The sequence below is a fragment of the Microbacterium sp. I2 genome, from assembly GCF_051364985.1.
In the GTDB taxonomy this organism is placed as follows: domain Bacteria; phylum Actinomycetota; class Actinomycetes; order Actinomycetales; family Microbacteriaceae; genus Microbacterium.
The window spans coordinates 234,806-258,572 of record NZ_JBLWIH010000019.1 but is presented as its reverse complement, the minus strand read 5'-3'; the positions used below and the strand labels follow the sequence as shown (position 1 = coordinate 258,572).

Sequence of the window (23,767 nt, the reverse complement as noted above, 5' to 3'; positions counted from 1 at the left end):
AACGGACAACCCCGTTTTCGACAGCGGCCGAGAAGTTCCCTCAGAACAGCGAGACCGGGTTGAAGATGTCGGCGAGGATCAGCACGGCGCCCATCCCGATCAAGGCGACCACGACGACGAATGTCAGCGGCACGAGCTTCGTCGCGTCGACGGGCTTCGGCGGCGGGCGGCGGAACAGCTTCGCCCACACGCGCTTGATGCCCTCCCACAGGGCCACCGCGACGTGACCGCCGTCGAGTGGAAGCAGCGGGATCAGGTTGAAGACGAACAGCGCGATGTTCAGCGATGCCAGCAGCCCCAGGAAGCCGGCGACCCGGTTGAGCACCGGCGAATCGGCCGCGGCGACTTCGCCCGACAGCCGCCCGGCGCCCACGACGCTGAGCGGGCCGTTCGGGTCGCGCTCCTGTCCGGTCACCAGGTCGACACCGGTCTCCCAGACCTTGACAGGAAGCTGCCACAGGATGCCGGCGACCGCGCCGACCTGCTCGACGGCCGCCTGCGTGCCTCCCCAGATCGGCTGCCGCACGTACTCGACGGTCGGGCTGATGCCGACGAAACCCACGTCGCGCGTGGTGGTCGTGCCATCCGCGTCGGTCACGGACGCCTGGGTGGTGGCGGGCCGCACGGTGAGCGTCTGCTCGGCGCCGTCACGCTCGACCACGAGGGTGATGGGACTCCCCGAGGAGCCCTGGATGATCGCGGTCGCCTCGGCGAAGTCGCCCACCGGCTGCCCGTCGACCGACAGGATCGTGTCGCCCGGTTCGATGCCCGCAGCGGCCGCGGGGGCTTCGGGGTCCGATTCCGTGCACTCGGATGTCGTCGTGGCGGGCACGCACTCCGACAGCGAGGACACCGTCGTCGTCGCCGTCTGCATGCCGATGCCGGTGACCAGGATCGAGAACAGCACGATCGCGAACAGGAAGTTCATGATCGGCCCGCCGAGCATCACGATCACGCGCTTGAACACCGGCAGCCGATAGAAGACGCGCTCGTCGTCGTCGCCGTGGAGCGTCTCGTCGTTGGCGGCCCGGGCGTCCTGCACCATGGTCGCGAAGAAGCCGCCGCCGGCGCGGCCGGAACGCGCGGCGCCGGCGGATCCGGATGCCGCAGCCGCTCGCGCGCGCTCCTTCGGCGAGGGCGGATACATGCCGGCCATCGAGATGTAGCCGCCGAGGGGAATGGCCTTCACGCCGTACTCGGTCTCGCCGATGCGGCGCGACCAGAGCGTCGGGCCGAACCCGATCATGTACTGGCCGACACGCACCCCGAACTTCTTCGCGGGCCACAGATGGCCCAGTTCGTGCAGCGCGATCGACACGGCGAGGCCCACGACCATGAGCACGACGCCGATGACGAACGCAAGAGCTTCCACACGCACACGGTACCCGCGTGTGGCTTTGAGTTGGGTGTGACGCCGGTTCGCCGGCTGTAACCGCCGCGAAATCGAGACCCGTGGGCGCTCCCGTAGGCTCGGACGAGGAGGAACCGTGAGCCCACGCCATGTGCGCGCCCTGCGCGGCACTGCCGCGGCAGCCGTCGCGACTGTGGTGGCTGCGACCGCGCACACGCTGGCGGGCGGCGGGGCTCCCGCACCGCTGCTGGTCGCGGCGGTGGCGATCCTGGGCTCGCCCTTCGCGACGGCCCTGATCGGGCGTGGCCTGTCGGCGTGGCGCGTCGCGAGCGCCGTGCTCGTGAGCCAGTTGCTTCTCCACGTCGCCTTCGCCGTCACCGCGGGCGCCGATCCCGCCGCGACGGCAGGCCCGCACGCGCACCACCTCGCTCTGCCGGGCACCGCGGCGGCCGTCGTTCCCGACGGCCCGATGACCGCCGGCCACCTGCTCGCCGCGATCGCCACCGCGCTCGCCCTGTACTTCGGCGAACGGATGCTGCGAGCCCTGGGCCGCGGCATCCGTTCCCTGTTCGCCCGCGCCCGCGCGATCGCGCCGCGCCCCGCGGTGCCGCGCCTGGTCGCGACCCTCGTGCGTCCGCAGCGCCGACTGCGGGTCGTGCTCTCGGGTCTGTCGCGGCGCGGCCCGCCCTCGCCGGTCTTCGCGGTGCGCTGAGCACCGCACGCACCGAGCACCCACCCGGCCGCGCCGTCTCCCGAGCTCTTCGGATGCGCGCCCGGAGTTTCCGCATCGCCGCGCGGCGGATCGTCCCCGCGCACTCAAGACGAAAGAATCCGCATGAACACCACCTCCTCCCCTGCCCGTCGCCCCCGCAGCCGTCGTCTCGTGATCGGCGTGGTGGCCGGCGTCGCCCTCGCCGTCGGCGTGCCGCTCACCGCCTCCGCGCACGTCCATGTCGATCCCGGTGCCGCCTCGGCGGGCGGCGCCGAGACCCTCACGTTCTCGTTCTCGCACGGCTGCGACGGCTCGCCCACGACTGCCCTGGCGATCGACATCCCCGAGGGCGTCGGCAACGTCACCCCGATCGTCCAGGGCGGCTGGACGATCGCCCGCGAGGCCGGCGCGGACGGCGTGCCGACCCGCGTCGTCTTCACGGCCGGCACTCCCGTCGAGGACCATCTCAAGGCGACCGTCTCGATGGACGTGCTCTTCGACGAGTCCGCGGCCGGCACTGCCATCCCGTTCCCGGTGACGCAGACCTGCGTGACGGGCGAGACGGCGTGGACGCAGATCGCCGAGGAGGGCCAGGACCCGCATGACCTCGATGCCCCGGCGCCCGTCGTCGAGGTCGGCCCCGTCGCCGAGGAGGCCGCCGGCCACGGCCACGACACCACGGGCTCAGCGGCTGACGAGGCCGAGGCCTCGGACGCCGAGGCTCAGGCATCCGGGACCACGGACTCGGCCGCGAACGATGCCGATCCGGTCGCGCGCTGGCTCGCCGCCGGCGGACTGGTCGCCGGCATCGCCGCCCTCGTGGTCGTCCTCGTCCGCGGCCGGGCACGCCGAGGCTGACACGTCACGAGACGGCTGATCAAGCCGGGGCAGGGCGATCGGCTCCCGATCGTCCTGCCCTGCGAGATCGCGGGAGGCGACAGCTGCCGGTGCCTGTGGACGGGGCACGTCCGCTCGGGCGCGGATGAGAAGATGGATGCGCCATGCCGACTGACGCGCCCTCGAACCTTCCCCCCGTGCTCCGCCCGGACGCGCCGCCCACCCATCTCCTCGCTGATCTCGCGGCGCGTTTCGCCACGGGCACACGCGGCGATGTGTCGGGCGTCACCCTGACGGGCATCACGCTCGCGACCGCGGACCTGCGGCCGGGCGACGTCTTCGTCGCGGTGAAGGGCGTCAACCGCCACGGCGCCGAGTTCGCCGTCGCCGCGGCCGCCAAGGGCGCGGTCGCGATCGTGACGGATGCCGCCGGCGCCGACCTCGCCGCCGCGAGCGGCCTTCCCGTGGTGCTGGTCGACGACCCGCGGGGCGCTCTCGGCGACCTGTCGGCGTGGGTGTACAACACCGGCCGCGACGATCGCCTGCCGATCCTCTTCGGCACGACCGGGACCAACGGCAAGACAAGTGTGTCGCACCTGCTGGAGGGCATCCTCGGGCAGCTCGGCGCCACGACGGGGCTGTCGTCGACAGCGGAGCGCCACATCGCCGGCCAGGTCGTGGTCTCGCGCCTGACCACCCCCGAGGCGTACGAGATGCACGCGCTCCTGGCGCTCATGCGAGAGCGCGGCGTCGAGGCGGTCGCGGTGGAGGTGAGTGCGCAGGCGCTCAGCCGCCGGCGGGTGGACGGCATCGTGTTCGACGTCGCCGGATTCACCAACCTCACGCACGACCACCTCGACGACTACGCCGACATGCGCGAGTACTTCGAGGCGAAGCTGCCCCTGTTCCGCCCCGATCGTGCCCGCCACGCGGTCGTCTGCGTCGATTCCGCGCCCGGCTGGGAGGTCGTCTCGCGCAGTGAGGTGCCGACCGTCACGGTCGGCACGCCCGCACTCGCGTCGGATCCGGATGCCGCGGCCGGCGCCGACTGGGTCGTCGACATCCTCGACGAGCGGCAGGCCGGCACCGAGTTCCGCCTCACCGCACGCGATGGCCGCACGCTCACGACGCTCGTCCCCGTCATCGGCCGGCACATGGCCGCCAACGCAGGGCTCGCGATCGTCATGATCCTCGAGGGCGGCTACCCGTGGGAGCGCATCGCCGGTGCGCTCGACGGGCAGCGGATCGACGCGTACCTGCCCGGCCGCACCGAGCTCGTCTCGGGAGAGTCCGGACCTGCGGTCTACGTCGACTTCGGCCACTCCCCCGATGCCTTCGAGAAGACGCTGTCGGCTGTCCGCCGTGTCACTCCCGGCAAGGTCGTCATGCTGTTCGGCGCCGACGGCGACCGTGATGCGACGAAGCGCCACGACATGGGCCGGACCGCCGTGGAGGGCAGCGACATCCTGGTGATCACCGACCACCACCCCCGTTTCGAGGATCCGGACGCGATCCGCGCGACCCTGATCGAGGGTGCGCGGCGCGCGCAGCCGGATGCCGAGATCTTGGAGTTCTCGCCGCCCGAGCGCGCGATCATCGAGGCCGTTGCGCTCGTGGGCGACGGCGACGCGATCCTGTGGGCAGGCCCGGGCCACCAGGACTACCGAGACATCCGGGGTGTCCGCACGCCGTACTCGGCGCGCGAGCTGTCACGCCGCGCCCTGCGCGCGGCGGGCTGGCCCGTGCCCGAGCCGCATTGGCCGGTGCCCTACCCGGAGCACGAGACTCCGGCATCCGACCCTCTCCGCCCGGTCTACCCGCCGGACTGAGGCGGTCCGTCCCGCTTCGCTCGATGAAGGAGCGAGACGAAACGCCCGGGCCTCAGTCGCGCGCGGCGATCGCCTTGTCGGCGGTGCGGCGCGCCCAGGACTCCGCCTCGGCGAGCGCCTCGCGGGTGAGCGCGTCGGGCGCCTCGTGCGCGTCGACGACGCGTTCGACGGTGTCGACGATCCCGAGGAAGTTCAGTCGTCCCTCGTGGAACGCATCGACCGCCTGTTCGTTCGCGGCGTTGAAGACAGCCGGGAACGTGCCGCCGGCGCGGCCCACGCGCTTGGCCAGCCGGACCGACGGGAATGCGTCGTCGTCCAGCGGCTCGAACGTCCATGACGTCGCCGTCGTCCAGTCGAGGGGGCGGCCGACACCGGCCACCCGGTGGGGCCAGTCCAGACCCAGTGAGATGGGCAGGCGCATGTCGGGGGGCGAGGCCTGGGCGATCGTCGACCCGTCGACGAACTCCACCATCGAGTGCACGATCGACTGCGGATGCACGACCACGTCGATCTCGGAGTACGGCACCCCGAACAGCAGATGCGCCTCGATGACCTCCAGGCCCTTGTTCACGAGGGTCGCCGAGTTCGTCGTGACCATCCGGCCCATGTCCCACGTCGGGTGCGCCAGAGCCTCGGACGGCGTGACATCGACGAGCGACGCGCGGCTGCGGCCGCGGAAAGGACCGCCGGATGCTGTCAGCACGAGTCTGCGGACCTCTTCGGGTTCGCCAGAACGCAGCGCCTGCGCGAGCGCGGAATGCTCCGAGTCGACGGGAACGATCTGCCCAGGACGTGCGATCGCCGTGACCAGATCACCGCCCACGATGAGCGACTCCTTGTTGGCGAGGGCCAGCGTGCGCCCCGTCTCGAGCGCCGCGAGGGTCGGCCCGAGCCCCACCGATCCGGTGATGCCGTTGAGCACCACGTCGGCCTCGATGTCGCGGACGAGCTGCTCTGCCTCGACCGCGCCGAGCGCGGTGTGCTCGACGCCGAACTGCGCGGCCTGCTCTTCGAGCGTCGCGCGGTCCGAGCCGGCGGCGAGCCCCACCACCTCGAACCTGCGGGGGTGGGCCCGCACGACGTCGAGCGCCTGCGTTCCGATGGAACCGGTCGAGCCGAGGATCAGGACGCGCCGCATCGGCTCAGCCTAGCGGGGCGTCACTGCGCGGCAGGAGCGGCGCCGATGATGTCCACGACGAACACGAGCGTCTGACCCTTGAGGTCGGCGTCGTTGATCTCGCCCTCGCCGTAGGCCGCCGACGGCGGCAGCACGGCGATGATCTGGGAGCCCACCGTCTCGCCGGTCACGGCATCGCTGAAGCCCTGCACGACGCCGCTGCCCACGGTGAACGGGAACGGAGCGCCGCCCCAGCTCTCGTCGAACACCTCGCCGGTGTTCCACGAGACGCCGTGGTACTGCACGAGCACCTGGTCCCCGGGCTCGACGACCGCGCCGTCGCCCTTCTTCAGGGTCGCCTTCTGGAATTCGGTGGGCATGTCTCCGTCGGGCAGGGTGACGCTGGGCTGACCGTCGTCCGCGAGCTCGACCGTCGGCATCCCGTCGACCGGCTCCTGCTCCTCGCCCGTCGCGGCGGTGGGCACGACATCGATCAGGTCGATGATGTAGACCTCGCCCGCGCCCTGCTCGGTGGCGGGGAATGCGGCCACGACGCGGGTGCCGGGGGTGGCACAGCCGAACATCTGGCCGAGCGGGCTCTCGGCCGAGATCTGCTGCGGCAGGAGCGGGCTGTCGGCGTAGCCCATCGAGGCGAGCTCTTCGCCGGTGTCGGCGCTGAACGCGCTGAGCGCGTACGTGACGAGGTCACCAGACGCGACAGGGTCGCCCGAGCCTTCGGAGACGACGGTGCTCTGCAGCTCGGTCACCTCGAGCGGTGCGGTGAACGTCGCGCTCGACTTCTGACCGATCTCGCCCTCCACGGTGACCGACTCGGTCGCCGCCCCTGAGGCGACCTGGGCGTCGCACAGGTCGAGTGCGGCGCTCGCCGACGGCGTGGGCTCGGCATCCGGGTCCGCCGGCGTCGAGCACCCTGCCAGCAGAACAGCCGACAGAGCGGCGACGGACAGGGCGGCAAGCGAGCGAGTGCGCACGGAAGAACCTCGAGTCGTGGGATGCGGAATCTCCATCCTGTCCCATCTTTCCTTTGTCCGCGCTGAGAACCGGCCATGCCGATGACGGAATGGAATCGGGAGTACCCTCGACGGGTGACTTCCGACCTCGTGCCCGACGCAGCCGACGACGCGGCCGCCGCCGAAGTCGAGACGGGTCCGGTCCGGCGCATCGGAGCGACGTACGCGCTCGGCCGATTCGTCGTCGCGCCGCTCGCTCGCCTGGTCTACCGTCCACATGTCGAGGGTCGCGGCAACGTTCCCAAGTCGGGGCCGGTGATCTTCGCGAGCAACCATCTGTCGTTCATCGACTCGATCGCGATCCCCGTCGCCGCCCCGCGACCGGTGCACTTCCTCGCCAAGTCGAGTTACTTCGACGGCCCCGGTCTCGGCGGCTGGCTCTCGAAGCAGTTCTTCACCGCGATCGGCGCCGTGCCGGTCCAGCGCGGTGCCGGGCAAGCCGCCCTCGACGCCCTCGAGCAGCAGCGGGCGCTCCTCGAACAGGGCAGCACCGTCGCGCTCTACCCCGAGGGGACCCGGTCCCTCGACGGGCGCCTGTACAAGGGCCGTACCGGCGTGTCATTCCTGGCATTGCAGACCGGAGCCCCCGTCGTGCCGGTGGGCCTCATCGGCACCGACGACGTCATGCCCGTCGGCGCGAAGATGCCCTCGCTCACCCACCGAGTGACGGTGAAGTTCGGCGAGCCGCTCGATCTTGGCCACCACGGGCCCGCAACGTCCGGCCGCGCGCGTCGTGCGGCGACCGACGAGATCATGTCGGCGATCCACGCGCTGTCAGGCCAGGAGCTCGCGAACGCCTACAACGAGGTGCCCGCGCAGAGCCCCATCGAGCGCATCAAGCAGGTGCTCCCCCACGAGCGCCGCTGACCGCGTCCGTGGCGACGACGACCGTCGGCTCGTGCCGCACGGGAAAGTTCACCGAGTTCGCGATGAAGCACCACGCGTGCGCCTGTGCGTGAGCAGAGCGCGCGGCTTCGATCATCGAAGCGTCCGCCACGGTCACGCGCGGTCGCAGCACGACCTCGCGGAAGGCGCCCCCGCCGCGGCCGTCCTCGACCATGAGACCGGATGCCTCGTCCTCGTAGCCGACGACCACCACGCCCGCCTGGACGCACGCGTGCAGGTACGACAACAGGTGGCATTCGCTCAGCGCCGCCACCAGCATGTCCTCGGGGTTCCAGCGGCCCGGGTCGCCGCGGAAGGGCTTGTCGGACGACGCCAGCAGCGCCGGCTTGCCGTCGATCTCGATGGTCACCGCGCGGTCGTAATCGCGGGGGCCGGAGGTGCCGGTGCCGCGGTCGCCGGTCCATGTCGTCCGGACGGAGTATCGATGCTCACCCCACATGGAGCACAGTCTGTCATGCGGGATGCCCTCGCCCCCGGCGGTAGGCTTGGCGGGTGCCGCACACCTTCGCCGCAGCCGATGCCGTCGAACTCGCCGTCGTCGAACGCAGCGGGTTCATCGAGTCGCGGCACGCCGGGATCGCGATCGTGCTGGCCCCTGACGGAACGATCGCCGAGAAGCGCGGCGACCCGTCGGCGCTGATCCTCCCCCGTTCGAGCCTCAAGCCTCTGCAGGCGCTCGCGTGCATCTCGGCGGGCGCCCAGCTCGACGGCGAGCGGCTCGCGCTGTCGACGGCCAGCCACTCCGGTACCGACCGCCACGTCGCCGTCGTGCGCGAGATCCTCGAGGCGGCCCGTGTCGGCGAGGACGCGCTCGGATGCCCGCCCGCGTGGCCGGGCGACACCGCGACGCGCGACGAACTGGTACGGGAGCTGCGACAGCCCGAGCGCGTGCGCATGAACTGCTCCGGCAAGCACGCCACGATGCTGCTGACGTGCGTCGTCAACGGCTGGGACATCGAAGGTTACCTCGACCCGGAGCATCCGCTTCAGGCGCACATCCGCGACGTGGTCGAGCGCCTGATCGGCGAGAAGGCGTCGGCCACCGCGGTGGACGGCTGCGGCGCGCCGGTCTATGCGGTCACCCTCTTCGGCCTCGCGCGGGCGATCCACCGCATCGGCAACTCGTCGCCCACCTCGCCCTTCGCCCTGCATCGCAGCGCCGGGGCCCTCGTCGACGCGGTGCGCGCGAACCCGTGGGCCATAGACGGCCCGGGCCGCCCCGACACCATCGCGATCGAGCGCCTCGGCGTCTTCGCGAAGGGCGGCGCCGAAGGCGTCATGGTGATGGTCGCGCCCGACGGCACGACGGTCGCCCTCAAGATGCTCGACGGCAGCGGACGCGCTGCGACCGCGGTGGCGCTGAAGCTGCTGGAGCGTCATGGCGCACTCGCACCCGCCGATGTCGCCGACACGATGTCGAAGCTTCCGCTGGCCGTCACCGGTGGCGGGAAGGATGTCGGGGCCATCCGCCCCGCCTTCTGAAGGCGCTCCCACGAGGAGCCGAGACGCTCCAACGGCGGAGCGGAAAGGATCACACGATGAGGATCAGTGTCCCCACCGAGGTGAAGAACAACGAGTATCGGGTCGCTCTCACGCCCGCGGGCGTGCATGACCTGGTCGGGGCAGGCCACGAGGTCATCGTGCAGCGGGGTGCCGGCGAGGGGTCCGCGATGCCGGATTCGGAGTACGAGGCAGCCGGAGCCGTCCTCCTCGACGATGCCGCCGACGTGTGGGCCCGGGCCGAGCTCCTGCTCAAGGTCAAAGAGCCGATCGCCAGCGAGTACGGCTACTTCCGCGACGACCTCGTGCTGTTCACCTACCTTCACCTGGCCGCGGACCGTCCGCTGACGGACCGGCTCCTCGCCGACGGCGTCACGGCGATCGCGTACGAGACCGTGCAGGTCGCCGGCGGAGGGCTGCCTCTGCTTGCGCCGATGAGCGAGGTCGCAGGCCGTCTCGCGCCGATGGTGGGTGCCTCGACGCTGATGCGCTCCGCGGGCGGGCTGGGTCTGCTGATGTCGGGGGTCCCCGGCACTCGCCCCGCGACCGTCACTGTCATCGGCGGCGGTGTCGCCGGCGCGAACTCGGCGTACATCGCCGCGGGCATGGGCGCCGACGTCACCATCTTCGACACCAACATCCAGCGACTGCGCTTCCTCGATGACCACTTCCAGGGGCGGGTGAAGACCGCGGCCTCGAACCCGCTGGACCTGGACCGCGCGGTGGTCTCGTCGGACCTCGTGATCGGATCGGTGCTCATCCCCGGGGCGAAGGCGCCCAAGCTCGTCACCAACGAGATGGTCAGCCGCATGCGGCCCGGATCCGTGCTGGTCGACATCGCCGTCGATCAGGGCGGGTGCTTCGAAGACACGCACGCCACCACTCATGCCGAGCCGACGTTCCCGGTGCACGGCAGCATCTTCTACTGCGTCGCGAACATGCCGGGGGCGGTGCCGAACACGTCGACCTCGGCACTGACCAACGCGACGCTCCCCTATGTCCGCCAGATCGCACGTCGGGGGTGGAAGACGGCTCTCGAGGCGGATCCGGCCCTCGCCGCCGGGCTGAACATCGTCGGTGGCCGTGTGGTGAACGCCGGCGTCGCGACGGCGCACGAGCTGACCCTCGAGCCGCTCGCCCGCGCACTGGCCTGACGCACGGCGTCACGCTTCAGCCGCGGGCAGGATGATGCGTGCCGGCGGAGCACCCGCCGACACGAGCCAGGCGCGCCCCGCCCCCGGCTCGCAGTAGGGCGGGAGCTCGCGCACGCCGATGAGCACCCGCAGCTCCGAGGCGCACGACGTGTCGACCACGAGATCGTGGTCGCCGCGCAGGTCGGCGAGCAGGCGCCAGTGGCGCTGCCACTCGTCGGGCTCGCCGACCAGCACGGTCCTCCCCTCGGCGACTCCGGGGTCGGCGGCGTACCGGTCCACCTCGACCAGCCGGGCGCCCCGCTGCTCCCAGGCGGCGAGCGCCTCTCGCGCGGCGGGAGAGCGGCGGGCGACGAACCCGGTGAGCGGGCCGGACGGATGCCACGGCGCTGGGCGGCTCGTCGCGACAACCGGCTGCTGGGCTGCGATCGCCACTTGCACCGTCAGTCCCGCCCACCGTCCGCGGCCAGCGGGGGCGTCGGGATCGAAGAGTCCGGGATCTCCGCCGGCCGCGGCGTGATCGGTGCGGTTCGCATACGGCAGAAGCAGCCGCCGGGGCACGAGGTCGGCGATCCGCGACACTGCGCCGGTGAGGCGGTGGGCGCCTGCCGCCACGAGGACGCCGGCATCGCCTGCGCGTCGCACGATCCTCTCGAGGCGTTCCACGACGAACTGCGCGTACTCCGCGGGCAGCCGCGTGGCGAGGGCGTCCAGATCGTCGACGATGATCACCCCGCCCGGTTCCGGCATTCGTTCGGCGAGCCCGGCGACGGCGTCCCACAGTCCCTCGGCGTCGTGCGGAAGGCGCACGACCCCGCGCGGCGCTTGCGCGGCCAACAGCTCCAGCGCGTTCGTGACTCCCGACCCCGCTCCCCCGAGCACGAGCAGACCGCGGTCCGCGGGGCTCACCGACACGACGCGCTGACGCTGCAGCGCGGGCTCATCAGCCAGCGCTAGCAGCAAGCGCCCACCGCGGTCGTCCGCCAGGCCGCCGCGGTGCTCGCGCGCCGGTTCCACGCGGTCCGACAGCTCGGTGAGATGCAGGAGGTTCGGCAGCGCCGGGAGCCAGGGCCGTCGCGGTGCCCGATCTCCTGCGCGCGCGATCGCCGCCGTGACGTCGTCGGGACCCGACAGAGCGATCGAGACCCGCTGCGGCGCCGAGTCGCCGGCACGACGCACGAGCGCGATGCCGCGGCCTTGCACGCCGCCGGGCAGCCTGGCCGCATCGTCGCTGCCCAGGAGTGCGCGGCTGTCAGCGGCGTCCGTCACCCGAAGGCTCACGCGCAGCGGACAGTTCGCGAGGAGATTCTCACGGATCACGCCGGCCGCGCGCTGCGTGCCGATCACGAGATGGATCCCCAGCGCCCGTCCGCGCGCCGCGACATCGGCGAAGAGGGCGCTCATCTCGGGGTGATCGCCGAGCAGCGCCGCGAACTCGTCCACCACGACCACCAGCCGCGGCAATTCCACCCGCGGATCGAGGATGTCACGGGCGCCGACGCTCGCAATCGTGGCCTCGCGTCGCCGCAGCTCGGCCCGCAGGCTCTCGATCGCACGTCGCGCGCCGGCGCCGTCGAGGTCGGTGATCACGCCCGTCACATGAGGGACGCCCGCGAGCTCGTCGAACGCGGTGCCGCCCTTGAAGTCGGCCAGCAGGAAGGTCACCTCGTCGGTGCTGCGCGTCGCGCACAGCGCGAGGATCCACGTGATGAGCAGTTCGCTCTTGCCCGAGCCGGTGACACCGATCACGACCGCATGCGGACCGTCGGCGACGAGGTCGATGATCACCGGCTCACCCCCGGCGATCCCCACCACCGCCGGAAGCCGGTCGCGTCCGCCCGCGGGCGTCGCAGCGAGCATCGACGACAGCGGCACAGGCGCCCGGCTTCCTCGAGCGAGCCCGAGGCTCCGCTCGGCGCGAGACGCGAGCATCGCCGCGATCTCGGCCGCCTGCCGCTCACTGACGGCCTCGACCCGCAGCGGCACGGCTTCACCGTCGCGTTCCAGTACCGCGGCATCCGGCGATCGAACGGTGATCACAGAGCCGCACCGCGGCGGGAGCGGGTCGCCCGGGGCGCACCGGGCGATCGTCACCTGCGCCTCCGCCGGAGCGTGCTCACCGGGACCGGGCAGGGCGACGGCCACTCCCTGCGAGGCGGCGCGATGCGGCAGCGCGTCGGCCCAGCTCGACGAACCCCGCGTGGGTCCCACGATGCGCAACTCGCCCGGCGGGACGGCAAGAAACAGCTGGAGAGCGAGGGCGCGATGCACCGCGACGGCCGCGGCACCCGTGCCCACCACGACGGCACCCTCTTCGGCACGGATCACGACAGGGCTGTCGCTCAGGCGGACCGAACCGCGACGCAGGCCGGCAGCATCCGGGTCTCCCTCACCGCCGACCACACGCACCCCGCTCCCGATCTCGCCTGCGCCCGCCACCAGGCCGAGCCCGTCCGGTCCCGCACGCCAGATCGCCTCGTCTCGCGTCACGAGGCGAGCCACGTCGGGATGCCGCGCCCACAGTCTTCTGCGCTCGATCTCGTGACGGCGAGCCACCGCCGCCGAGACGCGCTCGCGGGCCGCAGCGGCATCCGATGCCGCACGTCGCCGATCGCGGCGGGCCGCTCTGCGGCCATCGGCGATCGTGGCCACCGCGATGAGCGGACCGAGGAGAGCCAGCCACAACGACAGCACCGAACCGGTCACCAGCCACAGGGCTACGGCGCCCACGAGCGGGACGATCGCGGCGACGACAGGAAGCGGTGGCCGGGGCGGCGGCGTCCAGGCCGGCGGGAGCGTCAGCGGCTCGTCGTCGAGGTCAGCCAGGCCGGAGGAGACGCCGGCGTCGGAGCTCGGAGCGGGAGCCGTCGGAGGCGACGGCCGCGAGGCGAGAGAGGAGCGCACACCTCAGTTCACCGCGAAGGCTGACCGCTGAGGTCGCCGGTCACGGCATCTGTGCAGAACGACGTTCAGTCGTCGGCTGGGGAGGAACCGGCGTCGTCGTCCGGGCCGCGCTCGGAGTCGTCCGAGCGGCCGGCGCCCTGCGGGTGTCCGACGTCGAGCACGATGACGGTGATGTTGTCGCGGCCGCCGTTCTCGAGCGCGGCGTCCAGCATCGCGGTCACGGCATCGGCGGGATCGGGGTTCTCGTCGAGGAAATGACGGATGCCGTAGTCCGTGAGCTCCTTCGTCAACCCGTCCGAGCAGATCACGAATCGGTCGCCGTCGGCCACGTCCAGCCGGACGTAGTCGGGCGTCACGCCCTCGCTGGGCCCGACGGCGCGCGTGATGACGTTGCCGTACGGGTGGTTCTCGGCTTCTTCCGGACTGAGGCGGCCGGCCGCCACCAGCTCCTGCACGACGGAGTGATCCGTCGTGATCTGCACGATCGCACCGTCTCGCACGAGGTACACGCGTGAGTCGCCGATGTTGAGCGTGACCCAGTGCGGGGCATCCCCGCTGGTGTCGAGGAACACGCCCGTGACGGTCGTGCCGGTGCCGTCGTCGGTGGCCTCGGGATGGGCGGCGATGTCTTTCACCGCGCGGGCGAGGGCCTTCTCGATGGTCTTGGGCGTCACCGTGCCGCTGTCGGCGAGAGCGCTCAGTCGCTCGATGGTGCTCGCGCTGGCGATCTCGCCGCCGACGTGGCCGCCCATTCCGTCGGCGACGACGAACAGCGGGAACGCCGCGAAGACGGCGTCCTGGTTGACCTCACGCCGACGTCCGGTGTCGGTGGCCGCGGCCCATGACAGCTCGAGCTCTCCGCCGGGGACCGGTACCGTCCGGGACTGGGTGGAGACGTCGACCACGCGTTGTCCTCCCCATCGGCCGGCTCCAGGGCCGGTCGGCCCCGCGTCCTCACATACTAGTGGGTTCACCGCCACCGGCTTCGAAGCCGGTGACGGGCGACGCGCCGTCAGACGCGCGCGCCGGGATCGTCCGGCAGCGGGAAGAGAGCATCGATCGCGGCGATGTCGTCCGCAGTCGGCGACCAGGCGGTCGCGGCGGCCGCATTGGCCCTGACCTGCTCGGGGCTCGTGGCCCCCGCGATGACGCTGGAGAGCGCGGGGCGAGACAGCAGCCAGCCGAACGTCGCCTCGAGCATCGTCAGGCCGCGCTCGTCGCAGAAGGCGCGATACTCGTCCAGGGCATCCCAGGGCGCCTCCTGCCACACGTGCTGCCGCTGACGCATGATCCGGGTGTCGGCGGGCGCGTGGTCACGTGTGAACTTGCCGGTGAGCAGCCCGTTGTGCAGCGGGAAGTACGGCAGGAATCCGAGGCCGAACCGCTCGACGGCCGGCAGCACTTCGCGCTCGGCCGCTCGGGCGAGCAGGCTGTAGTGGTTCTGCGCGGACACGAAGGGGATGCCCGCGCGCCGAGCCGCCACGAGGTGCGCTTCGGCGATCTGCCATCCCGAGAAGTTCGAGTGGCCGATGTAGCGGACCTTCCCTTCACGCACCAGGTCTCCCAGCACGTCGAGAGTCTCCTCGATCGGGGTGTGGGGGTCGGGCGTGTGCAGTTGGTACAGGTCGATCCAGTCGGTCTGCAGGCGGCTCAGGGATGCCTCGACCGCGCGTCGCGCGTAGGTGCGGGATGCCTTCGCACCGGCGACCGGGTACCCCATGTCGCGCCCGGAGTGCCCGAACTTCGTGGCGAGTGTGACCCGGTCACGGCGGCCCTTGAGCGCCTCGCCCATCAGGGTCTCGGACAGCCCGGGATCCCTGCCGTACATGTCGGCGGTGTCGAGGAAGGTCACTCCCGCGTCGATCGCGGCATCCAGGACGTCCCGGGTGCCCTCGATGGTCTCGGTGCGGGTGCCGGGACGGCCGAAGTTGTTGCAGCCCAGCCCTACCGCTGAGACGAGGAGGCCGGAGGAGCCCACCCGGCGGGAGGGGACGGCGTCGGCGGGGTCAGCGGAGGCAGCGGCGGTCACACGTTCCACGTTAGCCGCCGCGACGGCGTGCCGGCGACGGCGTGGGGCGTCCGGAGCATGGGTCGGCCCCTCACCGGATTCGGTGAGGGGCCGACTCGTGCTGCTACGGACGCGGCGCGTCGGGTGCGTCGGGTGCGTCCGGCGACGGCGGGGTCGTCGGCGGCTCCGGGCTGGCCGGCGCGTCGGTCGCCGGCGGCGCCGCGGGCGGCTCGGTCGATGCCGGCCGACGGGTCACCGGAGGCTCCGCGGCCGCGGGCGGCGTCGAGGCGGGCGGCGTGGGTGCAGCGGGCGGTGCGGCATATCCCGACGGCGGTGCGGCCGGGGGCTGGTAACCGGCCGGGGGCTGGTACCCGGCGGGCGGCTGATAGCCGGGAGCGGTGGCCGGGTTGGCCGGGTAGCCGCCGCTGGGAACCTGGCTCGGAACGCCCGACCACACGGTGTTGTCGGCCAGGAAGTTGCCCGCCCACGGTGCGGCGGGGATGGCCGTGTTCCAGCGCGAGCGGTCGAAGGCGTTGATGCCCAGCCACACGATCGCGAGGAAGAAGTACAGGATCAGCCAGACGGCTTCCTTCTGCAGTTTCAGGCCGACGCGCCATGCGGCCAGCAGCGAGTAGATGAAGGCCGCGAGGCCGATCAGCCACCCGAGCACCGGCACCCAGCCGAGCACGGCCGTGCCACCCCAGAGGATCAGCAGCCACCACGGGTTCAGGTCACCCAGCTTGACGAAGATGAGGGTGTTGTAGACGGGAACCCATGCCCGCCATTTGCCCTGCACTCCCGCCTTCTCGAAGATCTTCATCAGGAACCAGGAGCCGATGACGTACCCGGCGATCGCGAACAGGAAGATGATGGGGGCGAGGACGAGCCAGGCGATCAGACCGCCGACCCCGTCGTAGTCGTTGTACATGGAGCGACCTCCAAGAGAGTCGATTCGAACGCATCACAGGCGTCCGCGGGACCCCTGCCCCGCGGCTCACATGCTATCGACGCTCACAGCTTTCTGTCAGCATTCGCTCCGTGTCGGGGGGGATGGCCACCGCATCGCTCCGCTGGATAGCCTGAGCACATCGGCCAGACGAAGGAGCCTCCATGTCCGATCAGAACCCGCCCGCCGCCTCTCCCCCGCCGCTGCCGGAGCAGTCCGCGGCGGAGGCCGCCCGCGCAACGGGCGCGGCGACGTCGCGTCCGTCTCACCACTCTGCCGCCGACCCCGACGACACCGGCGTCCCGACCGTGAGCGGCGATGCCGGCGACGTGGGGCGAGGCTTCTTCGCCGCCCTGTTCGATCTGTCGTTCCGCACCTTCATCACGCGGCGGCTGGCCAGCGTCTTCTACTTCGTCGGGCTGATCGCGATCGCGATCGGCTTCATCGTCTACTTCGTGGGCGGCATCCTCAACGGCATCTCGCTGCTGTGGTTCAACGTCGGGGCGGGCGTCACCGCGATCATCGCGACGGTCGTGATCGTGCCGGTCCTGACATTCCTGGCGATCATCCTGCTGAGGTTCGTGATCGAAGCAGTCGTGGCTCTCATCGCGATCGCCGAGAACACGGAGCGCACCGCGCAGCACACCAAGCGCTGACGCGTCAGGCGAAGAGTTCGAGCTCGTCCCGCGCTCCGTCGCGGACACGCAGGCCCGCAGCATCCGCCCATCGCCGGAATCCACCCGCAGACCCGATGCGCGGGCGATCCTCGGCGAGACGGCGGACGAGGGCGCCCTTGGCGTGCTTGTTGAAATGGTTGAGCGCGCGCACTGCGCCGTCGCTGGTCTCGCTGACGACGCGGACGTATCGCGTGCCGACGGACGGCGGCACCGCGCCCAGGGCGACGTAGGCCTCCGAGCGCAGATCCAGGACGAACCGGGGAGCGAGGTCGTGGAGCGCCTCCGTCACGGCGTCGCCCCACACGCGTCGCAGTGGGGGCAATCCGGGCAGCGAGGCGGCAGCGCCGAGCCGGTAGGCCGGAATCGCGTCGAGCGCGCCCACCGGGCCGAAGGGCGCAGAGTGGACCATGACGTGCGTTGCGAGCCATCGCCGGGCGGAGGCGTCGAGGGATGCCGCATCCAGCGCGTCGTACAGCACACCGGTGTAGCGATCGATGGCTGACATCGTCGGCGCCTCACGCAACGCCGCGTTGACGGCGATCTCGCCCCGCTGCGTGGCCCCGAGCTTGAGCACGCGCGCGGCCTCGTCCTCGTCGGCCGACAGCGCGACGAGCGCATCGACGACCGCCTCGCGCAGCGGAGCGAGCCAAGGCAGTGCGAGCGCCGCCGTCTGCAGCGGCTTCGTGCGTCCACCGGATCGCTTGGTCTCGGACGGGGGAAGGAGAATCAGCACGTCGGCTCCCGGAAAGACGTCTCGGCCGGTCCCGCGAGGGGACCGGCCGAGACGGACTGCAGTGGCGGCGTCAGGAGATCAGCGCTGCGTTGCCCGCGACGATCGTGAGGTCGTCGCCCTCCATCGAGAGGAAGCCGTCCTGGGCGTTCGCGATGATCTTCGAGCCCGAGGTCTCGGTGATGCGCACCTGTCCCTCGGCGAGGATCGCCAGCACGGGCTCATGGCCCGTCATGAAGCCGATCTCGCCCTCGACGGTCTTGGCGACGACGAGCGACGCCTCTCCCGACCAGACCTCCGCGTCAGCGGAGACGAGGCTCACCTTGAGCGGCATGTCAGCCGTTCTCCTTCTGGATCTGCGCCCAGCGCTCCTCCACGTCGGCGATGCCGCCGACGTTGAAGAAGGCCTGCTCGGCGACGTGGTCGAAGTCGCCCTTGACGATCGCGTCGAACGACTCGATGGTCTCCTTGATCGGGACCGTGGAGCCCTCGACGCCGGTGAACTTCTTGGCCATGTAGGTGTTCTGCGACAGGAACTGCTGGATGCGGCGCGCGCGCGAGACGACGATCTTGTCTTCTTCCGACAGCTCGTCGACACCGAGGATCGCGATGATCTCCTGCAGTTCCTTGTTCTTCTGCAGGATCTGCTTCACGGCGGTGGCCACGCGGTAGTGGTCCTCGCCGATGTAGCGCGGGTCCAGGATGCGGCTGGTCGAGGTGAGCGGGTCGACGGCGGGGTACAGGCCCTTCGACGCGATCTCACGTGAGAGCTCGGTCGTGGCGTCGAGGTGGGCGAACGTCGTCGCCGGCGCCGGGTCGGTGTAGTCGTCGGCCGGCACGTAGATCGCCTGCAGCGAGGTGATCGAGTGGCCGCGCGTCGAGGTGATGCGCTCCTGGAGGATGCCCATCTCGTCGGCCAGGTTCGGCTGGTATCCCACGGCGGAGGGCATGCGGCCCAGCAGCGTGGAGACCTCGGAACCGGCCTGCGTGAAGCGGAAGATGTTGTCGATGAACAGCAGCACGTCCTGCTTCTGCACGTCGCGGAAGTACTCCGCCATCGTCAACGCCGAGAGGGCGACGCGCAGACGCGTCCCCGGCGGCTCGTCCATCTGGCCGAAGACCAGGGCGGTCTTGTCGAAGACGCCGGCCTCCTCCATCTCGTGGATCAGGTCGTTGCCCTCACGCGTGCGCTCACCGACACCGGCGAACACCGACACGCCACCGTGGTCCTGCGCGACGCGCTGGATCATCTCCTGGATGAGGACGGTCTTGCCGACGCCGGCGCCGCCGAAGAGGCCGATCTTGCCGCCGAGCACGTACGGCGTGAGCAGGTCGATGACCTTGATGCCGGTCTCGAACATCTGCGTCTTCGACTCGAGCTGGTCGAAGCTGGGCGCCTGACGGTGGATGCCCCACCGCTCGGTGACCTCGATGGTCTCGCCCGGCTCCGCGTTGAGCACGTCGCCGGTGACGTTGAACACGCGACCCTTGGTGACGTCGCCGACGGGGACCGTGATCGGCCCGCCGGTGTCGCGCACCTCCTGGCCCCGCACGACGCCGTCCGTCGGCTTGAGCGCGATCGCGCGGACGAGGTCGTCGCCGAGGTGCTGTGCGACCTCGAGGGTGATCTCGTTCGACTCGCCGCCGATGACGATGGTCGTCTTCAGCGCGTTGTAGATCTCGGGCAGCGAGTCGTGCGGGAACTCGATGTCGATGACGGGACCGGTCACGCGCGCGACGCGGCCGACGACCGCGGTCTCGGTCTTCTCTGCGGTGAGGCTCATGGCTTCTTCTCTTTCGTGTGGTCTGTTGACGCAGCGATTACTTGCCCGACGCGAGCGCGTCGGCGCCGCCGACGATCTCGGCGATCTGCTGCGTGATCTCGGCCTGGCGCGCGTTGTTGCGCAGGCGGGTGTAGTCGGTGATGAGCTTGTCGGCGTTGTCGCTGGCCGACTTCATCGCCTTCTGCGTCGCCGCGTGCTTCGCCGCCGACGACTGCAGGAGCGCGTTGAAGACGCGGCTCTGGATGTAGACCGGCAGGAGAGCGTCCAGCACCGTCTCGGCATCCGGCTCGAACTCGTACAGCGGGTACACCTGGGCCGTCGCGGCTTCCTCGGCTTCGACGACCTCGAGCGGAAGCAGACGCACCGTCTCGGGCGTCTGCGTCATCATGCTGACGAAGCGGTTGTAGACGAGGTTGATCTCGTCGACGCCGCCGTCCTCCCCGCCGCGGTCGTACGCGTCGAGCAGGGTCGCCGCGATCTCTTCGGCCGTGTGGAAATGCGGGGTGTCGGTGTCTCCGGTCCACTCCGCAGCGGCCGCCATGCGACGGAACTGGAAGTAGCCGACCGCGCGGCGGCCGATGAGGTAGAACACCGGCTCCTTGCCCTGCTGGCGGAGGAGCTCAGCGAGCTCGAGACCCTCACGGAGGATCTGCGAGTTGAACGCTCCCGCCAGACCACGGTCGGACGCGAAGATCACGACCGCCGAGCGGCGGATGACCTCGCGCTCCTTCGTGAGCGGGTGCTCGACGTTCGAGTGCGTCGACACGGCGGAGACGGCTCGCGTCACGGCTCGCGCGAAGGGCGACGACGCGCGCACACGCGCCATCGCCTTCTGGATGCGCGAAGCCGCGATGAGCTCCATCGCCTTCGTGATCTTCTTGGTCGTCTGAGCAGTGCTGATCTTCTGCTTGTAGACCCGGAGTTGTGCGCCCATGATTCCTGTCCGAGGTCGCCTTAGCGGCGGCCCTTGACGATCTTCTCCTGGTTGACGTCCTCGACCCCGGCTGCCGCGACCTCTTCGTGGCCGGGCTTGCCGATGGCCTGGCCCTTGCCGGCCTGGAACTCGAGGGTGAACTCGTCGGTCTTCTTCGCCAGCTCCGCCGCGGTGTCGTCGTCCAGCACATTGGTGTCGCGGAGCGTGTCGAGGATGGTGGTGTTGCGGCGCAGGTAGTCCAGCAGCTCGCGCTCGAATGCGAGCACGTCCTCGACCTCGATCGAATCGAGCTTGCCGTTGGTGCCGGCCCAGATCGAGACGACCTGCTCCTCCACCGGGTACGGCGAGTACTGCGGCTGCTTGAGCAGCTCGGTCAGGCGCGCACCGCGAGCCAGCTGACGACGTGAAGCCGGGTCGAGGTCGCTCGCGAACATCGCGAACGCCTCGAGAGAGCGGTACTGCGCCAGCTCGAGCTTGAGCGTGCCGGAGACCTTCTTGATCGACTTGACCTGTGCGTCACCGCCGACTCGCGACACCGAGATTCCGACGTCCACGGCGGGGCGCTGGTTGGCGTTGAAGAGGTCTGACTGCAGGAAGATCTGGCCGTCGGTGATCGAGATCACGTTGGTCGGGATGTACGCCGAGACGTCGTTGGCCTTCGTCTCGATGATCGGCAGGCCCGTCATCGAGCCGGCACCCAGCTCGTCCGAGAGCTTCGCGCAGCGCTCGAGCAGACGCGAGTGCAGGTAGAAGACGTCACCGGGGTACGCCTCGCGGCCCGGCGGGCGGCGCAGCAGCAGCGACACCGCACGGTAGGCCTCGGCCTGCTTGGTGAGGTCGTCGAAGATGATGAGGACGTGCTTGCCGCCGTACATCCAATGCTGGCCGATGGCCGACCCGGTGTACGGGGCGAGGTACTTGAAGCCGGCGGGGTCGGATGCCGGGGCCGCGACGATCGTCGTGTACTCCATCGCGCCGGCGTCCTCGAGCGCGCCCTTGACGGCCGCGATCGTGGAGCCCTTCTGGCCGATGGCGACGTAGATGCAGCGGACCTGCTTCTCGGTGTCGCCCGACTCCCAGTTCGCCTTCTGGTTGATGATCGTGTCGATCGCGATCGCGGTCTTGCCGGTCTGGCGGTCGCCGATGATCAGCTGGCGCTGGCCGCGGCCGACCGGGATCATGGCGTCGATGGCCTTGATGCCCGTCTGCAGCGGCTCGTGGACGCTCTTGCGCTGCATGACGCCGGGCGCCTGCAGCTCGAGCGCACGACGGCTCTCGCTCGCGACCGGGCCGAGGCCGTCGATCGGGTTGCCGAGGGGGTCGACCACGCGGCCGAGGTAGCCGTCGCCGACCGGCACCGAGAGCACCTCGCCGGTGCGGGTCACGGGCTGGCCGGCCTCGATGCCGGAGAACTCGCCCAGCACCACGACGCCGATCTCGTGCTCGTCGAGGTTCTGCGCGAGGCCCAGCGTGCCGTCCTCGAACGTCACGAGCTCGTTCGCCATGACGCCGGGCAGGCCCTCGACGTGGGCGATGCCGTCGGCGGCGTCGATGACGGTGCCGACCTCGGTCGCCGCTGCCCCGGTGGGCTCGTACGCGGCGACGAAGTCCTTCAGCGCGTCACGGATGACGTCGGGGCTGATAGAGAGATCTGCCATTGTTTTCCTTCGTTCATGGGGCCGCGGCCCCGAAATCTCCGCCCGTGGGACGGGAAGTCTGTGCTAGCCGGCCAGTCGCTGACGGACATCCGCCAGTCGGGAGGACACGCTCGCGTCGATGACGTCGTCGGCGATCTGCACGCGCAGGCCGCCGATCACTGTGGGATCGACGACGGTGTTGAGCGACACCGCGGCGCCGTAGCGCTGCGACAGCGCGGCAGCGAGCCGCGTGCTCTGGGCGTCGCTGATCGGCGAGGCCGAGTAGACCGTCGCGACCTTGCGGCCGCGCTGATCGGCGACGATCCGCGTCGCGCGGGAGAGCAGCTGACGGATTCGACGCTCGCGCGGCTGCTGGACGAGCTCCGACGCGATCAGCGTCGTGGCGTCGTTCGCGCGGCCCGACAGAAGCGTCTCGACGAGTGCACGCTTGGCGGCGGTGTCGCCCACGCGACTGCCGAGCGCCAGCTCGAGCTCGGGATTGCCCGCGATCGTGCGCGAGAAGCGGAAGAGCTCCTCATCCAGGTCGGCCGTCGGTGTCGCGACGGCAGCGGCACGGATCGCGAGCTCCTCGATGGCGTCGACGAGGTCGTCGGCCGACGACCAGCGCTGCTCGACGGCGGTCGTCAGCAGCGACGCCGTCGTGGGCTTCACGGCCCGGCCGAAGACATCGGCCACGACCTTGCGCCGCGCCGCAACCGGCGCGGCGGAGTCGGCGAGCGCGCCGCTCAGCTGCGACGAGTCGCCCACGGCGCGTGCCGCCGCGAAGAGCTCGCGGGCCACGTCGAGGTCGACGCCCGACGCGGCGCCGAGCGCCGCCGTCGTCGCCGCGAGGGCCTGAGTGGTCGCGCTGCCCATTACGCCTTGGCTCCCTCGGATGCCTCGAGCTCGGCGAGGAACCGGTCGACGACGGCCTGAGCCTTCTTGTCGTCCGACAGGGTCTCTCCGATCACGCCGCCGGCCAGGTCGAGGGCGAGCGTGCCCACCTCGCTGCGCAGCGACACGAGCGCTGTCTGGCGCTCGGCTTCGATCTGCGAGTGCGCGGTCGCGGTCAGGCGCGCGGCCTCGGCCGTCGCCGTCTCCTTGGCCTCGGCGACGATCTTCTTGCCGTCCTCGCGGGCGGCGTCGCGGATCTCGCCGGCCTCCTTGCGGGCCTCGGCCAGCTGGGAGGTGTACTCCTCGAGCGCGGCCTCGGCCTTGCGCTGGGCCTCGTCGGCCTTGGCGATGTTGCCTTCGATCGCGGCGGAGCGCTCGTCGAGCAGCTTCTTCATCCGGGGAAGGGCGACCTTCCAGAAGATGAAGAGGATGACGATGAAGCAGACCGACGACCAGATGATGTCGTACCAGGCGGGGATGAGCGGGTTGTGGGCCGCCCCTTCCTCCGCCGCGTACGCGACAAGAGCGTTCAGCATCCTGTCTCCTTAGGGCTGGAAGTCGACGATCAGGAGGTGAAGATGAAGTAGGTCGCGATGCCGATGAAGGCGAGCGCCTCGGTGAAGGCGATACCGATCCACATGAGCACCTGCAGGCGGCCAGCGAGTTCGGGCTGACGGGCCACGCCCTCGATCGTCTTGCCGACGACGATGCCCACGCCGATGGCCGGGCCGATCGCCGCGAGGCCGTAGCCCATCGTCGCGACGTTGCCACTGAGCTCGGCGAGAACCGTAGTTGCGTCCACGGGGGTGTTTCCTTTCG

The 23,767-nt window shown here is 70.8% G+C and carries 23 protein-coding genes; 7 read left to right on the top strand and 16 right to left on the bottom strand.

What is annotated here, in order from left to right; genetic code table 11:
• Positions 1–40: 40 nt before the first annotated feature.
• Positions 41–1,372 carry a M50 family metallopeptidase gene (locus ACLKM7_RS14835; RefSeq protein WP_436447926.1) on the bottom strand — a complete coding sequence of 444 codons (1,332 nt, stop codon included), beginning with the start codon at positions 1,370–1,372 and terminating at the stop codon, positions 41–43.
• 115 nt (positions 1,373–1,487) lie between these two features.
• Between ACLKM7_RS14835 and ACLKM7_RS14830 the strand changes: the two genes are divergently transcribed.
• From ACLKM7_RS14830 to ACLKM7_RS14820, 3 genes are all read left to right on the top strand, one after another.
• Positions 1,488–2,063, top strand: a complete 576-nt coding sequence (locus ACLKM7_RS14830; RefSeq protein ID WP_436447925.1) for a hypothetical protein — start codon at positions 1,488–1,490, stop codon at positions 2,061–2,063.
• Positions 2,064–2,186: 123 nt separating this feature from the next.
• On the top strand, positions 2,187–2,921 hold the full coding sequence (locus ACLKM7_RS14825) for a YcnI family copper-binding membrane protein (protein WP_436447924.1): 735 nt from the start codon (positions 2,187–2,189) through the stop codon (positions 2,919–2,921).
• A 143-nt stretch (positions 2,922–3,064) separates the two neighbouring features.
• A complete protein-coding gene (locus ACLKM7_RS14820) occupies positions 3,065–4,729 on the top strand; it encodes a Mur ligase family protein (protein WP_436447923.1) in 1,665 nt (554 codons plus the stop codon).
• A 52-nt stretch (positions 4,730–4,781) separates the two neighbouring features.
• On the opposite strand, the gene dxr is transcribed toward ACLKM7_RS14820, so the two are convergent.
• Together dxr and ACLKM7_RS14810 are read right to left on the bottom strand one after the other, a co-directional pair.
• Positions 4,782–5,867: a 1-deoxy-D-xylulose-5-phosphate reductoisomerase gene (gene dxr / locus ACLKM7_RS14815; RefSeq protein WP_436447922.1), complete on the bottom strand. Its 1,086-nt coding sequence runs from the start codon at positions 5,865–5,867 to the stop codon at positions 4,782–4,784.
• Between the two features lie 20 nt (positions 5,868–5,887).
• Complete coding sequence (locus ACLKM7_RS14810; protein WP_436447921.1) at positions 5,888–6,838, bottom strand: FKBP-type peptidyl-prolyl cis-trans isomerase; 951 nt, start codon at positions 6,836–6,838, stop codon at positions 5,888–5,890.
• Between the two features lie 114 nt (positions 6,839–6,952).
• Here ACLKM7_RS14810 and ACLKM7_RS14805 point away from each other — a divergent pair, with 114 nt between their 5' ends.
• Positions 6,953–7,744 carry a lysophospholipid acyltransferase family protein gene (locus tag ACLKM7_RS14805; protein WP_436447920.1) on the top strand — a complete coding sequence of 264 codons (792 nt, stop codon included), beginning with the start codon at positions 6,953–6,955 and terminating at the stop codon, positions 7,742–7,744.
• On the opposite strand, the gene ACLKM7_RS14800 is transcribed toward ACLKM7_RS14805, so the two are convergent.
• Positions 7,713–8,222: an OsmC family protein gene (locus ACLKM7_RS14800; protein WP_436447919.1), complete on the bottom strand. Its 510-nt coding sequence runs from the start codon at positions 8,220–8,222 to the stop codon at positions 7,713–7,715. The genes ACLKM7_RS14805 and ACLKM7_RS14800 overlap by 32 nt on opposite strands.
• Positions 8,223–8,275: 53 nt before the next feature.
• Here ACLKM7_RS14800 and ACLKM7_RS14795 point away from each other — a divergent pair, with 53 nt between their 5' ends.
• Complete coding sequence (locus tag ACLKM7_RS14795) at positions 8,276–9,265, top strand: asparaginase (protein WP_436447918.1); 990 nt, start codon at positions 8,276–8,278, stop codon at positions 9,263–9,265.
• A 56-nt stretch (positions 9,266–9,321) separates the two neighbouring features.
• Complete coding sequence (ald, locus tag ACLKM7_RS14790) at positions 9,322–10,437, top strand: alanine dehydrogenase (protein ID WP_436447917.1); 1,116 nt, start codon at positions 9,322–9,324, stop codon at positions 10,435–10,437.
• Between the two features lie 9 nt (positions 10,438–10,446).
• Here ald and ACLKM7_RS14785 read toward each other — a convergent pair whose 3' ends face one another.
• The 4 genes from ACLKM7_RS14785 to ACLKM7_RS14770 all read right to left on the bottom strand — a co-directional run bounded on the left by ACLKM7_RS14785 (position 10,447) and on the right by ACLKM7_RS14770 (position 16,274).
• Positions 10,447–13,338: an FtsK/SpoIIIE domain-containing protein gene (locus ACLKM7_RS14785; protein WP_436447916.1), complete on the bottom strand. Its 2,892-nt coding sequence runs from the start codon at positions 13,336–13,338 to the stop codon at positions 10,447–10,449.
• A 65-nt stretch (positions 13,339–13,403) separates the two neighbouring features.
• Positions 13,404–14,243, bottom strand: coding sequence for a PP2C family protein-serine/threonine phosphatase (locus tag ACLKM7_RS14780; RefSeq protein ID WP_436447915.1), 840 nt, complete (start codon positions 14,241–14,243; stop codon positions 13,404–13,406).
• 107 nt (positions 14,244–14,350) lie between these two features.
• A complete protein-coding gene (locus ACLKM7_RS14775; RefSeq protein WP_436447914.1) occupies positions 14,351–15,367 on the bottom strand; it encodes an aldo/keto reductase in 1,017 nt (338 codons plus the stop codon).
• 103 nt (positions 15,368–15,470) lie between these two features.
• The gene (locus tag ACLKM7_RS14770; protein ID WP_436447913.1) at positions 15,471–16,274 is read right to left on the bottom strand and encodes a large exoprotein; all 804 of its coding nucleotides are present in this window, start codon (positions 16,272–16,274) and stop codon (positions 15,471–15,473) included.
• A 182-nt stretch (positions 16,275–16,456) separates the two neighbouring features.
• On the opposite strand from ACLKM7_RS14770, the gene ACLKM7_RS14765 reads away from it, so the two are divergent.
• A complete protein-coding gene (locus ACLKM7_RS14765) occupies positions 16,457–16,948 on the top strand; it encodes a DUF4282 domain-containing protein (protein ID WP_436447912.1) in 492 nt (163 codons plus the stop codon).
• A 4-nt stretch (positions 16,949–16,952) separates the two neighbouring features.
• On the opposite strand, the gene ACLKM7_RS14760 is transcribed toward ACLKM7_RS14765, so the two are convergent.
• The 8 genes from ACLKM7_RS14760 to atpE form a co-directional block, all read right to left on the bottom strand.
• Entirely contained in the window at positions 16,953–17,702 is a 750-nt protein-coding gene (locus ACLKM7_RS14760) for a YaaA family protein (protein ID WP_436447911.1), read from the bottom strand.
• Positions 17,703–17,772: 70 nt separating this feature from the next.
• Entirely contained in the window at positions 17,773–18,033 is a 261-nt protein-coding gene (locus ACLKM7_RS14755) for a F0F1 ATP synthase subunit epsilon (RefSeq protein WP_168912272.1), read from the bottom strand.
• A 1-nt stretch (position 18,034) separates the two neighbouring features.
• The gene (gene atpD, locus ACLKM7_RS14750; RefSeq protein WP_436447910.1) at positions 18,035–19,483 is read right to left on the bottom strand and encodes a F0F1 ATP synthase subunit beta; all 1,449 of its coding nucleotides are present in this window, start codon (positions 19,481–19,483) and stop codon (positions 18,035–18,037) included.
• Between the two features lie 37 nt (positions 19,484–19,520).
• Positions 19,521–20,417 carry a F0F1 ATP synthase subunit gamma gene (locus ACLKM7_RS14745; protein ID WP_436447909.1) on the bottom strand — a complete coding sequence of 299 codons (897 nt, stop codon included), beginning with the start codon at positions 20,415–20,417 and terminating at the stop codon, positions 19,521–19,523.
• Between the two features lie 20 nt (positions 20,418–20,437).
• Positions 20,438–22,075: a F0F1 ATP synthase subunit alpha gene (gene atpA / locus ACLKM7_RS14740; RefSeq protein WP_436447908.1), complete on the bottom strand. Its 1,638-nt coding sequence runs from the start codon at positions 22,073–22,075 to the stop codon at positions 20,438–20,440.
• A 63-nt stretch (positions 22,076–22,138) separates the two neighbouring features.
• The gene (locus tag ACLKM7_RS14735; protein ID WP_436447907.1) at positions 22,139–22,930 is read right to left on the bottom strand and encodes a F0F1 ATP synthase subunit delta; all 792 of its coding nucleotides are present in this window, start codon (positions 22,928–22,930) and stop codon (positions 22,139–22,141) included.
• On the bottom strand, positions 22,930–23,484 hold the full coding sequence (locus ACLKM7_RS14730; RefSeq protein WP_436447906.1) for a F0F1 ATP synthase subunit B: 555 nt from the start codon (positions 23,482–23,484) through the stop codon (positions 22,930–22,932). The genes ACLKM7_RS14735 and ACLKM7_RS14730 overlap by 1 nt, the downstream gene beginning before the upstream one ends.
• A 29-nt stretch (positions 23,485–23,513) precedes the next feature.
• Positions 23,514–23,750: an ATP synthase F0 subunit C gene (atpE, locus tag ACLKM7_RS14725; protein ID WP_019181238.1), complete on the bottom strand. Its 237-nt coding sequence runs from the start codon at positions 23,748–23,750 to the stop codon at positions 23,514–23,516.
• Positions 23,751–23,767: the final 17 nt, after the last annotated feature.